Origin of the sequence: Chryseobacterium balustinum, assembly GCF_900168205.1 — a bacterium.
Taxonomy (GTDB): domain Bacteria; phylum Bacteroidota; class Bacteroidia; order Flavobacteriales; family Weeksellaceae; genus Chryseobacterium; species Chryseobacterium balustinum.
Genome location: NZ_FUZE01000005.1, coordinates 86,442 through 100,185, shown reverse-complemented (window position 1 = coordinate 100,185; position 13,744 = coordinate 86,442). Strand labels below are relative to the sequence as shown.

At 32.1% G+C, this 13,744-nt stretch carries 13 protein-coding genes; all 13 read left to right on the top strand.

Translation table 11 applies throughout. The features are described from left to right. Nucleotides 1-17: 17 nt before the first annotated feature. The 13 genes from B5X64_RS08655 to B5X64_RS08595 all read left to right on the top strand — a co-directional run bounded on the left by B5X64_RS08655 (nucleotide 18) and on the right by B5X64_RS08595 (nucleotide 13,632). Complete coding sequence (locus B5X64_RS08655) at nucleotides 18-1,040, top strand: saccharopine dehydrogenase family protein (protein ID WP_079464844.1); 1,023 nt, start codon at nucleotides 18-20, stop codon at nucleotides 1,038-1,040. Next, entirely contained in the window at nucleotides 1,040-1,618 is a 579-nt protein-coding gene (locus B5X64_RS08650; RefSeq protein ID WP_079464937.1) for an NAD(P)H-dependent oxidoreductase, read from the top strand. Before B5X64_RS08655 ends, B5X64_RS08650 begins: the two co-directional genes overlap by 1 nt. A gap of 85 nt (nucleotides 1,619-1,703) precedes the next feature. Further along, nucleotides 1,704-3,089 carry a tRNA uridine-5-carboxymethylaminomethyl(34) synthesis GTPase MnmE gene (mnmE, locus tag B5X64_RS08645; RefSeq protein ID WP_079464843.1) on the top strand — a complete coding sequence of 462 codons (1,386 nt, stop codon included), beginning with the start codon at nucleotides 1,704-1,706 and terminating at the stop codon, nucleotides 3,087-3,089. A gap of 169 nt (nucleotides 3,090-3,258) precedes the next feature. Beyond that, nucleotides 3,259-4,398: a site-specific integrase gene (locus B5X64_RS08640; protein WP_079464842.1), complete on the top strand. Its 1,140-nt coding sequence runs from the start codon at nucleotides 3,259-3,261 to the stop codon at nucleotides 4,396-4,398. Between the two features lie 244 nt (nucleotides 4,399-4,642). Next, complete coding sequence (locus tag B5X64_RS08635) at nucleotides 4,643-4,909, top strand: helix-turn-helix transcriptional regulator (protein ID WP_079464841.1); 267 nt, start codon at nucleotides 4,643-4,645, stop codon at nucleotides 4,907-4,909. 2 nt (nucleotides 4,910-4,911) lie between these two features. Then, nucleotides 4,912-6,174, top strand: coding sequence for a type II toxin-antitoxin system HipA family toxin (locus B5X64_RS08630; RefSeq protein WP_079464840.1), 1,263 nt, complete (start codon nucleotides 4,912-4,914; stop codon nucleotides 6,172-6,174). 151 nt (nucleotides 6,175-6,325) lie between these two features. Next, nucleotides 6,326-6,610 carry an excisionase family DNA-binding protein gene (locus B5X64_RS08625; RefSeq protein ID WP_079464839.1) on the top strand — a complete coding sequence of 95 codons (285 nt, stop codon included), beginning with the start codon at nucleotides 6,326-6,328 and terminating at the stop codon, nucleotides 6,608-6,610. Nucleotides 6,611-6,716: 106 nt separating this feature from the next. Beyond that, on the top strand, nucleotides 6,717-7,871 hold the full coding sequence (locus B5X64_RS08620) for a VapE domain-containing protein (protein WP_079464838.1): 1,155 nt from the start codon (nucleotides 6,717-6,719) through the stop codon (nucleotides 7,869-7,871). A 222-nt stretch (nucleotides 7,872-8,093) separates the two neighbouring features. Then, nucleotides 8,094-8,969: a toprim domain-containing protein gene (locus B5X64_RS08615; RefSeq protein ID WP_079464837.1), complete on the top strand. Its 876-nt coding sequence runs from the start codon at nucleotides 8,094-8,096 to the stop codon at nucleotides 8,967-8,969. Between the two features lie 238 nt (nucleotides 8,970-9,207). Beyond that, nucleotides 9,208-9,663, top strand: coding sequence for a plasmid mobilization protein (locus B5X64_RS08610; RefSeq protein WP_079464836.1), 456 nt, complete (start codon nucleotides 9,208-9,210; stop codon nucleotides 9,661-9,663). 12 nt (nucleotides 9,664-9,675) lie between these two features. Then, nucleotides 9,676-10,608: a relaxase/mobilization nuclease domain-containing protein gene (locus B5X64_RS08605; protein ID WP_079464835.1), complete on the top strand. Its 933-nt coding sequence runs from the start codon at nucleotides 9,676-9,678 to the stop codon at nucleotides 10,606-10,608. A gap of 2 nt (nucleotides 10,609-10,610) precedes the next feature. After that, nucleotides 10,611-11,204, top strand: coding sequence for a hypothetical protein (locus B5X64_RS08600; protein WP_079464834.1), 594 nt, complete (start codon nucleotides 10,611-10,613; stop codon nucleotides 11,202-11,204). A 133-nt stretch (nucleotides 11,205-11,337) separates the two neighbouring features. Next, nucleotides 11,338-13,632, top strand: a complete 2,295-nt coding sequence (locus B5X64_RS08595; RefSeq protein ID WP_079464833.1) for an nSTAND3 domain-containing NTPase — start codon at nucleotides 11,338-11,340, stop codon at nucleotides 13,630-13,632. Nucleotides 13,633-13,744: the final 112 nt, after the last annotated feature.

Genomic DNA, 13,744 nt, shown 5'->3' with positions numbered 1-13,744 from the left:
TTTTGTAAAAAAAATAGATGCAGTCAAACATTTTAATTATCGGCGGAAGCGGAATGGTCGGTAAAACAATCGCCCGGATTCTTAGATCAAGGAATCCACATTATACAATTTTTATTGGAGGAAGAAGAGAAGGGAAAACAGAAAATGATCTGGTAATTGATGTTACCAAACCACAGACATTTAAAACTATTCTTGAAAAAAATATCAATTTGATCATACTGTCTGTGAATGACAAAGAAGACCAGATTCTTGATTTCGCTATTAAAAATAATATCGATTATTTAGATATTACGAAACCCACTCCGGATCTTATGAAAGCCTATGATTTTGCAAAAAGGCAGCGTATCAGCAGCAGGATTGTTTTTAGTTCAGGATGGATGGGCGGTATTGTAAGCGGATTAGTGAATGATGCAGCCGGCCAGATGAAAAATATTGAAGAAGTAAAACTTTTTGTTTATTATTCAGTAAAAGACCTGGCGGGTGAAAGTTCGGCTCATTTTATGGCGGAAAACGTAGCAAAGCCTTTTTTTAATTATAAAAATAACCAGCCTGTTTCTATAAAACACTTTTTAAACTCCGAATATTTCACCTTTGATTTTGGAATAGGAAAGCGGACGGCTTACAATTTTGATGTACCCGATTTGTATATATTAAACAAAATTGAAAAAATACCGAATGTAAGTGTGAAAATGACCTATAATTCAAAGTTCATCACCTGGTTGCTCGGAGCATTTCAAAGTTTGAGGGTTTTTAATATTTTATCTTTAAAAGAGAGAAAAATGATTTTCGGATCAAGTGGCAATGGAGACCAATCGGTTTTTGAAATTGTTATTAAAAATAAAAATGAAGTTAAGAAAGTAAGCCTTCAGAGTAAGAAAGGACAGGCAGAACTCACAGCATTATCCGCAGTTTTACATTCAGAAGAACTGCTGAAAAATAAACTTGAAAATAATATCTATTTCAGCCATCAGCTGCATCAGCCGGATTCACTTTTCAAATCACTTAATAATTATGAAACTATCCATATAAAAACTAGATGATGAAAAAAATTCTTATCATTAATGGACATCCTAACAGAGATTCCTTCAACTTTGGTCTCGCAGAAGCTTATAAAAAAGGAGCTGTGCATTCAGGAGCAGAAATTCAGGAAATTACCATTGCAGATTTGGAGTTCAATCCCAATCTGCAGTTTGGGTATCAAAAAAGAATGGAATTGGAACCTGATTTAATAAAAGCCTGGGAAATCATACAATGGGCAGATCATTTGGTTTGGATACATCCCGTTTGGTGGGGCGGACTTCCTGCGATTACAAAAGGTTTTATCGACCGTCTTTTTCTTCCCGGTTTAGCATTTAAATATCGTGAAAATTCGGTTTGGTGGGATAAATTTTTAACAGGTAAAACAGCGCACATCATTACAACATTAGATCAACCAAGTTGGTATTACAGAATATTTTACGGACGACCAAGTATCAATCAGCTCAAAAAATCTACCTTAGAATTTTGCGGAGTAAAGCCTGTAAAAGTTACGTATATAGGAGTTATTAAAAATTCAAAAGAAGAGCAACGTCAAAAATGGATTGAAAAAGTGTATTCGTTAGGTGAAAAGCTTAAATAAAATAATTTTAGGTAAAATTCAATCCGAAAAAATCTGTTTGCAGATTAGCATAAAAAATTTTCATATAAAACCGTAAATTTGCAAAATGAATCATGACACTATCTGCGCACTTGCCACAGCCAACGGAATCGGAGCCATCGGAATTATAAGAATTTCTGGTGATGATGCAATTCCTGTTTCAGCTAAAATTTTTGACGGTAAAAATCTCGAAAAAGCACAGTCACACACTGTTCATTACGGATTTATAAAAGATGGCGATGAGGTAATTGACGAAGTGATGATTTCTGTTTTTAAAGCTCCGAAAACCTTTACCGCTGAAGATTCTGTGGAAATTTCTTTTCACGGTTCGCCACATATTGCTAAGAAAATTCTGGAAGTTCTTATTAAAAACGGAGCAAGAATGGCAAAAGCTGGTGAATTTACGATGCGGGCTTTCATGAACGGAAGAATTGATTTAAGCCAGGCTGAATCGATTGCCGATTTGATTGCTTCAGAAAATGAAGCTTCAAGAAAAGTAGCCTTAAACCAGCTAAAAGGAGGAATAACCAACGAAATTTCTTTTTTAAGAACCGATTTATTAAATTTTGTTTCTTTAATTGAATTGGAACTCGATTTTGCTGAAGAAGACGTTGAATTTGCAGACAGGACTGCCCTGAATCAATTACTTGATAAAATTGAAGCAAAATTAAATTCTCTTATTGAAAGCTTTCAATACGGAAATGCCATTAAAAACGGAACTGCCGTTGCCATTATCGGAAAACCAAACGCCGGGAAATCAACTCTTCTGAACGCTTTATTGAAAGAGGAAAGAGCAATTGTAAGCAACATTGCCGGAACAACGAGAGATACCATTGAAGAAATTCTTCACATAAAAGGTCATGCATTCAGATTAATTGACACTGCCGGTCTGCGTGAAACAGTTGATGAAATCGAAGCAATCGGTGTAAAAAAAGCAAAAGAGAAAGTAGAAAACGCCAATATTCTGGTTTACCTCGCCGATGCTGCCACAGAAAACTTTTCTGAAGACATCGAAATGATAAAATCTTTACAAAGAGATGATTTAAAACTCATCATCTGCGCCACGAAAATAGATGAAGTTTCTCCTGCCCAATATGAGCTGGTGGAAAATATTTTCAGAAAAGAAATCTCACAAGATTTTGATTTCATTACCATTTCTGCTGTTGAAAATCAAAATATGCAAGATTTAAAAAACGAATTATCTTCTTACGTAGAGCAGCTAAAATCTGAAGAAAGCAACGTAGTAATCACCAATCAACGTCACTTTGAAGCCTTAGGAAAATCTTTGGATGCCGTGAATAAAGTGAAAGAAGCGATTACTTTTCAAATTTCAACAGAGTTGTTGGCTTATGAATTAAGAAATGCTTTAGAACATCTTGGCGAAATTTCAGGTGAAGTGACGAATGATGAGGTGTTGGGGAATATTTTTTCTAAGTTTTGTATCGGGAAATAATTTAGCTTTTCTTTGGTTTCTTTTTCTTTCTTTTATTTGATTATCAGATATTTATAAAAAATTTATTTTCTCTTTTTGGAGTTTATTTATATATTTGTACACCTGTTGTACACCTTGAGCTAAGAAAATTAGTACAAAGGTGTACAAATGTACACCTCAAATAAAATATATGAATATCACTTTAAAACAGAAAAATTTAGCTGATGGAAGGATTAGTCTTTTCATTGAGTATTACAAAGGTTCATCAACAAATGTTCAAGGAAAAAGAATTCATCTACGTGATTTCGAGTACTTGAAACTGTATTTGCATCCCGAACCAAAAACGGCTAATGAAAAAAAAGAAAATAGAGAAACTTTGGTTCTCGCAGAAAGTATTTTGGCAATCAAAAAAGCTGAATATGTACAAGGACGTTACGACTTGAAAGATACTGTAAAAAGTAAAAGAAGTTTTTTAACATATTTTGAGGAGTTAACAGATGAGAAACGATTGCAAGATTCTTCCAATAATTACGGTAACTGGTTTTCTACTTTGCAACATCTCAAAAAGATTGTTTCTAAAAGCATGACTTTCGATGAAATTGATGAGAGATTCGTCAAAAAAGTTCACAGATATTTTGAGAAAGACGCTCTTACTAAAAGTGAAATTCCACTATCTCAAAATTCCAAATATTCGTATTTTAATAAATTTAAGGCTGCACTTAGAAGTGCTTTCGATAATGGTTATTTGACAATCAATTATGCGTCAAAAATAAAATCATTTGAACAAGCTGAAAGCCAAAGAGAATATCTAATTTTTGATGAGTTGCAACGTTTAGCCAAAGCAGAATGTAAGTATCCGGTATTAAAGAAAGCTTTTCTTTTTTCTTGTTTGTCCGGATTACGCTGGTCAGATATTAGTTCTTTAATTTGGAAAGAAGTTCGTGATGAAGGTGATATTTCAAGAGTTAATTTCCGACAAGAAAAAACTGATGGCGTAGAATATCTCTATATTTCAAAACAAGCCAGAGACTTGTTAGGAGAAAGACAAGATCCACTAGAGAAAGTTTTCAAAGGTTTGAGATATGGAATGACCTATAATACTGAAATCGTCCGTTGGTGCAATCGGGCTGCAGTTCCGAAACATATAACTTTTCACTCAGCTAGACATACCAACGCAGTGCTACTATTGGAAAATGGTGCTGACATTTATACAGTTTCCAAAAGATTAGGGCATCGAGAATTGAGAACTACGCAGATTTATGCAAAAATTGTAGATAGCAAAATGAAAGAGGCGGCAGAGATTATTCCGGAATTAAATATTGAGCTATGATGAAAATAAGAATAGAAAGTAGACCTTCAAAAAAATGAAGTAAGATTATTCACCGCAAAAATTGCGGTGTATACTTTTTTATTCTCCGCATCGACTGCTTTCATTTTTATAATTAATCTTTTTAAATTGATCTGCAATGAAATATGAGTCTATAAGGAGTTACTTGATCTTTTGTTATATTGTTTATTATAGTAAACAATATGTTTGATTTTAGCTATATTTGTTTATTATAATAAACAATTTTATGCTTGATTTTATTACTATAAAAGAAGTTAAAAATAGTATTGGAAGTTGGTGCAGGGAAATGCGTAAAGCAGAAAACCTCACAAAGCAAGAACTCGCCGAGGAATTAGAACTTTCGAGATTTACTATTGCAAAGCTTGAGAACGGAGAAAATCCTACACTTGAAACCTTACTTAAAGTGTTACAATATTTTGATGAAATGAAATCGTTGAATCAATTTGTTGCTGATAAAATAGAAACTCTTAACGATAATCAATCCATGTATTAAATATGGCTAAAAATCAAATCATATCTGTTCATTTTCAAAGTTTAGAAATCGGTAAGATTGGCTATGATGAAAATCAACGCAAATCATCTTTCCAATATAATCCGGCGTTTTTAGAAATGGATTTGTATAAAAGACTGTTTCCTTATGTCATTAGAAGAAGTCCAAATGTTCAGGTTTTTTCAGAATTTGAAGGCGAAACTTTTAGAGGGCTGCCTCCAATGATTGCAGATTCTTTGCCTGATTATTTTGGAAATATTGTCTTTAAAGAATGGTTAGAAGCTACTCAAAAAGATTTTGTTAGTATTTCTCCATTGGAACAGCTTACTTATGTTGGTAAAAGAGGAATGGGGGCATTAGAATTTGCTCCGGCTAAAGATATTAATTCAAATACCTCAATAAATATTGAGGAGATCACTGACGTGGTGAAAAAGGTTTTGGATGTCAGAACATCTATTGAAGAAAAAGGATTGAGTGATTTTGCTTTGCTCAATATTTTTAAGATGGGAACTTCGGCTGGCGGTGCAAGACCTAAAATTTTGGTTTCAGAAAACAAGAATACCGGTGTATTAAAGGCGGGTGATTTAGAAACTTCAGAAGATTATAATCACTACCTGATTAAACTTTCGGTCGACGAAAATGAAGGTTATTCTAAAGAGAAAGTGGAGTTTGTTTACTATCAAATTGCTAGAAATTTAGGGATTGAAATGATGGACTCTAAAATGATTGATGATAAGCATTTTGCTACTCTACGATTTGATAGGCAGCATGGTGAGAAATATCATATTCTTACAGCATCAGGAATGACGGGTTGGGATTTTACAAAACCTGAAAATTCAACATATGAAAATCTGTTTAGATTATCATTAGATTTAAGACTTCCTCATAAAGATATCGAACAGCTATTTAAGCGAATGGTGTTCAATTTGGTTTTTGCAAATATTGATGATCATTTAAAGAATTTTTCTTTCATTTATAATATTGAAAAAGACCGTTGGAACCTCGCACCTGCATACGATTTAACTTATCCACTCGATGCACTGAAAAATTACACAAGAGTTTCAAGAGCTATGTCTATCAATGGAAAGAGAAACTCCATCAAAAGACAAGATTTATTAGGAATTGCTGATCAGTTTACCATTAAAAATCCAAATGCGATTATTGATAGTGTTCTTTCAGCGACCAAATTATTCAAACCTTTTTCAGAAAAGCAGAGCATTTCTCAAAAGGTTATTGATAAAATTGAATCTGAATTTGTTCAATTATAAAATTATTCCGAATCCAGATTATTCTTTTTTACACTTTTGACATTCGGGATTAGTCCACATCCCTCTTATTTAGTCTTTAAGTGTTCGACTATATTGTTTTTATACTTTTCTATAATGACCTTTGCTTCATTAAATTTGTTAAACGAAAGCAATGGAAAATAACGAAATCATTCTTCACAAACTCAACCGAATTGAAAAACATATTTTTGGTTTAAAGGAAATTCTGAATGTGGAAGAACTTTCAGATTATACAGGATTTAAGAAATCCTATATCTACAAATTGGTACATTCAAATAGTATTGCCTTTTCAAAACCCAACGGTAAAGTTCTCTTTTTTGAAAGAAAAAAAATTGATGAATGGTTGTTAAAAAACAATCATAAATCTAATGACGAAATTCAACAGGAAGCTATAGAATTTTCTTTACGCAAAAAATAAAGCCTTACTATGGCATTAGTAAGGCTAAAAAGCTTTGTTTTTACTTGGAAGTAAAGTACAAATATATTATTTATTTGTTTCTGTTTCCACAATACCCAGATATTTTATGGAAGATAATAATACTCTGTATCAAATTGGTACAGAAGGTAAAACTATTTTTGATCGCACTCTAAATTATCTCAATTCAAAGTATTGTTTAAGATTTAATATGATATCTCTTGAGTTTGAAATTAAACTGAAAAATGATAAGCAGTGGACAGACCTAAATTTAAATTCATTGTTCATAGAGCTTATTCAATCCGGAATCAATATCCCAATAAATAAACTGGAAATTTTGGTAAGAAGTCATTTGATCGAACAGTATAATCCTATCTCAGAATATATTGAAAGGTTGGAAGATTGGGACGGTGAAGATCATATCCGAAGATTATGCAGTTATGTGAAAACTAATGATGATGAAAGATTTGTGTATCATGTTGAAAAATGGTTTACAAGAGCGGTTTATTGTGCTTTAGAAAAAGAGAAAATCAACAAACATTGTCTTGTATTGGCAAATACGATTCAAAACAGTGGAAAGTCAACATTCTTAAGATTTTTTATTCCCAGAAAACTCACCAATTATCTCTCGGAAGATATTGGTTTGGATAAAGATAGCAGAATCAAATTATGCAAAAATTTGATTATTAATCTGGATGAACTCTCCGTTTTAGCTAAAGCTGACGTCAATTCTTTGAAAGCGATGATTTCAAAAACGCATATCAATGAAAGATTGCCTTATGCAAGAAAAGCCGAATATCTGGAAAGGATTTGCAGCTTCGTGGGTTCTACCAACAAAACAGACTTTCTAACAGATGACTCAGGAAGCGTTCGTTGGATTATTTTCGAAGTTACTGAGAAAATAAACTTCAATTATTCATCTGAAATTGATATTGATAAAGTCTGGGCTCAAGCTTATTACAATGCTTATAAACGGAAAAACTACAATCCTGAACTCACCTTGGCAGATATTTCTGAGAATGAAAAACGCAATGAGCGATTCACTCAAATGACTTTAGAGCAAGAAATGGTCAGCAAGTTTTATGAAGCATCTGATAATCTGGAAGAATTTAAAACTGCTACAGAAGTTATGATTGATCTCAATTCTCATGGAGTACGCCTCAATCATTTAAAAATCGGAAGAGCATTGTCGTCCTTCAAGTTTCCAAGAGTTAAACATCCGCAAAGGCAAATTTATGGTTATCTCATCAGGTCGAAAATTTAAAATACTTAATAGGTAACCTACCAACCTACCTAAATCCATTAAGTTACTTACTATTAGTTCTTTAATTAGGTAAGTAGAAAGATTTGCTGATACCTAAAGTTACCTCCTGAAATGAAATTTGGTAAGTAGGTAGACGAAGGTCAGTTTAAAATATAGAATTATTTAATTGATTACCAGTCACAAGGTAAATAGGTAAGAATCTTCAATAAAAAAATATAAAATATGAACTGCGAACAATTGAACCGCATATCGTTGGAAGAAGTCCTCCTTTCTCTCGGACACCTTCCCACGAAACAAACTGAAAAAGAAGCTTGGTATCTCAACCCCTTTGCCAGCGAATCCCAACCCTCTTTTAAAATCAATAAAAGTTTAAACTACTGGTATCTTTTTTCAGAAGGTATTGGAGGTAACAACGTACGCCTTTTGAAAAAATATTTGAATAAGACTACAAGTGAAATTCTAGCCTGGGCAGAAAATCAGAATTTTTCTTCTTTTCAAAAGCAAAATATCTCCAATCAGAGTTTCGAAAATCCTGCAAAAAATTATGAAATACTTGACGAAAAAGAAATCCGGCATCCTGCCCTTTTGGAATATCTGATAAGTCGAAAAGTAGAAAATCAAACGGAGTTCTTAAAAGAGATTCACTACAAAATGAACGGTAATAATTATTTTGGAATTGGCTTTAAAAACGATTCCGGAGGTTATGAAATTCGCAGTAAATATTCAAAGATATGTTTGGGTAAAAAAGATATTTCAACCATCAAAAACGATTCAAAATCACTAAGAATTTTCGAAGGCTTTTTTGATTTTCTTTCCTTCAAAAATGTAGAGAAATCTTTGGACAAAGAACCTTCAGATTATATCATTTTAAATTCGGTAGCGATGATTTCCACCATTAAAAAATCTATTGATCAGTATGAAAATATTGAGCTCTATTTTGATAATGATGCAGCAGGAAACCGTGCGGTAGAAATGATTAAAAATGCAAGTGAAAACGCTGAAGACTGTCGGGTTTTGTATTCGGATTTCAAAGATTTAAATGAATGGCTGATAAATAAAAATACGGATTCAAAAGTATCATACCGATTAAAGAGATAAGATTGCTCCTGTATAAAATAATACAAGGTCATCGGGAAACCTATGTAAAATAGCAATAGGTATGAACCTGAGTAAAATAGTAACAGGTAATAATAAAAAGATATTGTAAAAAATACGGTAGACAGTTAGTGCAAAAAGTACCCAAAGTTTACAATAAGCGTAACCGCTGATTGTAAATTGGGATTTTTGATTTCTTCCTATCGTCAGAAATGTTTTGAAATACACTAATATAAACACAATGGAAAAAGATTTCTTACAGGACTTTATCACGAAAGCCGTCGAGGAAAATGAAAAGAAACTTGATGCCGAAAAGAGAAAAAAGCACTTTCAGGAGCTCGGTAGAAAAGGTGGTTTGAAAAAGAAAAACAATAACCATTTAAGCAAAATAATTTCTTTTCGGGTGACGGATTCTGAGTATGATGAAAACCAAAAATCTGCTCAAAAACTAAAACTCAAATTATCCACTTATGCGAGGATGGTTTACATGGAAAAAGAACTTAAAATAAATGAATTTAAAACCGATGAAGTGCTGCTACAATATGGGAATCATTTCATCAGAATTAAAAATTTATTGAGGCATCGTGAGTTCTCAGAATTTGAAAATAAGAAGCAGATCCTTCAGGAAATTGAGACCGTCACCAACCTGATTTATCATTATCTGTATGAGAAACAAAACAGAGAGAAACCTACTTAATGAAATCCAAAAATGAATAACAGCGCAACGACCAGAAACATCTCAAAGATCGCTATTGAATACAACGGCAATGATAAAGGAACTGCACAGAGAGTTTACCAAAATAATCTGTTAACCGAAGATCCGGAACACCAATTTAAAGAAATGAAAACCGTTGCCGACAGAAACAAAAATGTGAAGAACTGGGCACTGACCGGATACATCTCTCCTGAAAAATCCATTGGAGATAAACTTTCCAACGAAGAACTCACACAGCTTGCATTGAAAGCTTTTAAAAAGATAGGGGTTACCGATAATAACCAAATGGTTTTGGATATTCATTTGTCAACAAAACAAAAACACATTCACTTCATCGTAAACCGAGTTGATATTCATGGTATCAATACGATTAAAGCTCACAAAATCGGTGAGAACTTCGGAAAGGCGGTTCGTGAAGTTTGTCGGGAAATGAATCTGAAGACAGATATTGAGATTGGCAAGGAAACGAAAAAACTGATGCTTGAAGCGTTGATCGCTTCTCTTAAAACTTCGAGAAACTTTGACGAGCTCATCGATTCAATGAAAAATTTAGGCTATAGGATAACACTTTCTCAAAATGAAAAAGTAGGAATCTCTGGGATGCGAATCGTAAGATTTGAAGATATCAATTATCAGACTGAGCGTGATTACAAGCCTGGATACAAACTCTCTGAAATCACCAGTACATTAAAGATTACAGACATCAAGCAGAAACTGCAGGAAAATCAAGAAAGAGCAGTATATCTAGGTTCAAAAAATATTCAATTTGGTGAAAATGAAAATGTGAATGCAAATTTTACCGAACAAAAAAAATCATCGTCTGTCAGCAATCAGCTGGAAAATATTGCGAAGGAATTACTGAAGCCTACTTTTACTTCAGCACAGGAAGATGATTTGCTAAAAAAGAAAAAAAGAAAATTTAGATAAAAATGGATAAAGAAAATAGACAGCCTGATGGCGTAGCACTACTCAAGAAGGTAATTGAAACTAATGAAGCCACTATAGAACATTACATTACGCTCATGAATTCCCGTGAAGATATTGTGCACATGGATAAAAAGATAGAGGCATCTTTGATTAATTTAAATGCAACTCTTGATAAATCATCTAGAATGCTGGAAACAGAAGAACAAAAAAGACAAGACTTTCTTCTGGCAATTCCCAAAACTATTGAGGCAAACTTTTCTGATAAAGCACTCATACAACTTGAGCAGGTGGAGAAAAAATCATCACTCGTAAAAACCGTTTTTTATGGAATGATTACGGCTCTGTTTCTTTCAGTTGTAACAGCCATCGGAAATATTGTTTTTGCAAAGCAGTGGTACACTGAGAGCCTTCGCAGCAAGAGCGAGCTCAGACAGGAAATCCTGAATGAAATTAGAAATAACGGTCAATCGCTTTATCGAGTGGATGATTATGATCAGCTTAAATATAATACCGAACTCATGAACAGATGGATGAATAAAAATCCAAAAGATGCAGAGAAGTTTTTAAGGTTTAAAGATGGTTATGAAAGCCGATAGATAAAAGTTTAGGAAGTAGTTAATAACACTAAAATGCCAACTCCTACCAATCCCTCATTTTTCTTTTTTTTGTTCTTTTATATATAATTGAAAACTTATTATTCCTTAAATTTGGATAAAACGAACGCGTAACATGGAATATGACTTTTCAAAATTAAATGATCGAGAATTTGAAATTTTAGCTGCTTCTGTCATTGAGAAAGAACTAAATGATAGAGTAGAAATTTTTAAGTCCGGACGAGACGGTGGTGTTGATGGTAGATTTTGGATTGGAGAAAAAAAGGAAGGAATTATACAGTGCAAACATTATTTTGAAACTCCTTATCCTCAACTAATCTCAAAATTAAAAACTGAAGAGTTAGATAAAGTAAAAAAACTAAATCCTAGTAGGTATATTTTTGTCACTTCAAAAAAGCTTTCTAGAATAAATAAACAAGAAATTAAAAAACTTTTCCAACCATATATTCTAACAGAGGTAGATGTTTGGGGAGTGGAAGATTTAAATAGTTTTTTATCTAAAAAGAAAAATCAAGATATCGTTGAAAGAAACTATAAATTATGGATTACTAGTACGAGCGTATTAGAGATTCTTTATAACAATGCCATAAAAGGCAGAAGCCAAGTTACAATACGAGAAATTGAGGAAAAGGCTTACAGATATGTAGTAACCGAAAATCATCATAAAGGATTAAGAATATTAGAAGAAAATAATGTAATCATTTTGACTGGTGAGCCAGGAATCGGTAAAACTACACTTGCAGATAATTTGGCAATTCACTACATAGCAAAAGGTTATGAATTTTGCGATGTTGAAGAAAATATTAGCGAAGCAGAGAGCTTGTTTCGTGAAAATGAACAGAAAAAAATTCTATTTTACTGTGACGATTTTTTGGGTAGTAATATGTATGACGCTATTAACAATAAAAAAGATTCTCATATTGTCAAATTCATAAGTAGAATAAAAAAAGATAAAAGCAAAAAGTTTATTCTTACATCAAGAACGAACATTTTAAATAAAGCATACAGCTTAAGTCATATTTTTCAAAACTTAAAAATTCGCGATAATGAATTTTTATTAACAATTAAAAATTTGACTAATCTTGATAAAGCAAAAATTCTTTACAATCATATATATCATTCAAACTTACCGGAACAATTTATTGATATTATATACGAGGACAAGAGGTACAAAGAAATAATAAAACATCAAAATTTTAATCCCCGAATAATAGAGTTTATAACTGACTCTTCTGTTATTGGAAATTTAAAATCCGAAAATTATTGGACCTACATCATCAAAAGTTTAGATCAGCCTGAGGTTATTTGGGCAGATTATTTTCAAAATCAAACCGATGACTGTGTGAGAGCTCTTACATATTTAACTGTATTTAATAATGGAAAAATAACTGAGGATAATTTAAGAAATTCTTATACTATTTTTTTAAAAATTCACACAGTAAATATGGGTGATAGTTCTGATAAAAGTTTTGAAGGTGTACGAAAATTAGCAACAAAATCGCTATTAAATAGAAATCAAATTGAAGAAAATAAATATGAATATATTTTATTCAACCCATCAATTGCTGATTTCGTACTAAACTCATACTCAAATGAAATTGATTTAATTTGCAATATTTTAAAAGCATTAGATAACATACTTTCAATAGATTATTTACATGCTCTTTTAATGTCTAATAAGATTAATAAATCATATGGTAACAGAATCTTTGAAAATTTATTTGATTATTTCTTTGAATATAAAATGGACGAGAAAAATTGGGATTTTTTAATTTCATTATGCTATTTATATTCTTATAACGAAAAAATAAATAAAAAGGTAGAGCTTTTTTTAAACAAGTTAGTAAACACTAACAATCCTAGCGGAAATCGATTGTGGGAATTATTGATAATTTTAACAGATTTTGAGCCAAAAATTGAATATAAAAATTTTGAATTTTTATACAGTTTCATAGACGATGTATCCGATGAAGATACTTTGAAAAAATTACTAGATTTTGTCGATGATTGCAAAATTGAAGATGAACATATTTTGATGCAAGTTGATATCTTGACTGAAAAATATTTAAGGAGCTTTGTTGATAATAACGATTTAGATATTGATTATAATAAACATATTAATCAATCTTTCGACCATTACCAAGGTCATCCTGAAATAGATGTTGATATACACGGTATTGAAGATGAAATCAGAGAAAATCTTGATTCCATTTTAGATGGCTTTAACGAAAATGTGCTGGATAGAATTTCATTTGATACATCTAGAATTATTGCAAGTATAGATATCGATTCAAAGGTCACAAGATATTTAGAAAGCTATTATGAATCTGAATATGATAGAGACAGTCACGTCAGCTATTTTTCAGGAGGCTCAGGTGAAGATGATATTGATGCAATCTTTGAACGTTAATAAGAAATTAAATAGTAGTTAGCAATTCGTTTTAAGATAAAAAAAGAGCCCACGCCGTTGTATATACTCTTAAAAAGTATTTAGTGAGTGTACAAGACCTCACCCTACGGGT

Coding starts and splice junctions, on each gene's coding strand:
- B5X64_RS08655 (WP_079464844.1), top strand. CDS start 18: ATGCAGTCAAACATTTTAATTATCGGCGGAAGCGGAATGGTCGGTAAA.
- B5X64_RS08650 (WP_079464937.1), top strand. CDS start 1,040: ATGAAAAAAATTCTTATCATTAATGGACATCCTAACAGAGATTCCTTC.
- mnmE (WP_079464843.1), top strand. CDS start 1,704: ATGAATCATGACACTATCTGCGCACTTGCCACAGCCAACGGAATCGGA.
- B5X64_RS08640 (WP_079464842.1), top strand. CDS start 3,259: ATGAATATCACTTTAAAACAGAAAAATTTAGCTGATGGAAGGATTAGT.
- B5X64_RS08635 (WP_079464841.1), top strand. CDS start 4,643: ATGCTTGATTTTATTACTATAAAAGAAGTTAAAAATAGTATTGGAAGT.
- B5X64_RS08630 (WP_079464840.1), top strand. CDS start 4,912: ATGGCTAAAAATCAAATCATATCTGTTCATTTTCAAAGTTTAGAAATC.
- B5X64_RS08625 (WP_079464839.1), top strand. CDS start 6,326: ATGGAAAATAACGAAATCATTCTTCACAAACTCAACCGAATTGAAAAA.
- B5X64_RS08620 (WP_079464838.1), top strand. CDS start 6,717: ATGGAAGATAATAATACTCTGTATCAAATTGGTACAGAAGGTAAAACT.
- B5X64_RS08615 (WP_079464837.1), top strand. CDS start 8,094: ATGAACTGCGAACAATTGAACCGCATATCGTTGGAAGAAGTCCTCCTT.
- B5X64_RS08610 (WP_079464836.1), top strand. CDS start 9,208: ATGGAAAAAGATTTCTTACAGGACTTTATCACGAAAGCCGTCGAGGAA.
- B5X64_RS08605 (WP_079464835.1), top strand. CDS start 9,676: ATGAATAACAGCGCAACGACCAGAAACATCTCAAAGATCGCTATTGAA.
- B5X64_RS08600 (WP_079464834.1), top strand. CDS start 10,611: ATGGATAAAGAAAATAGACAGCCTGATGGCGTAGCACTACTCAAGAAG.
- B5X64_RS08595 (WP_079464833.1), top strand. CDS start 11,338: ATGGAATATGACTTTTCAAAATTAAATGATCGAGAATTTGAAATTTTA.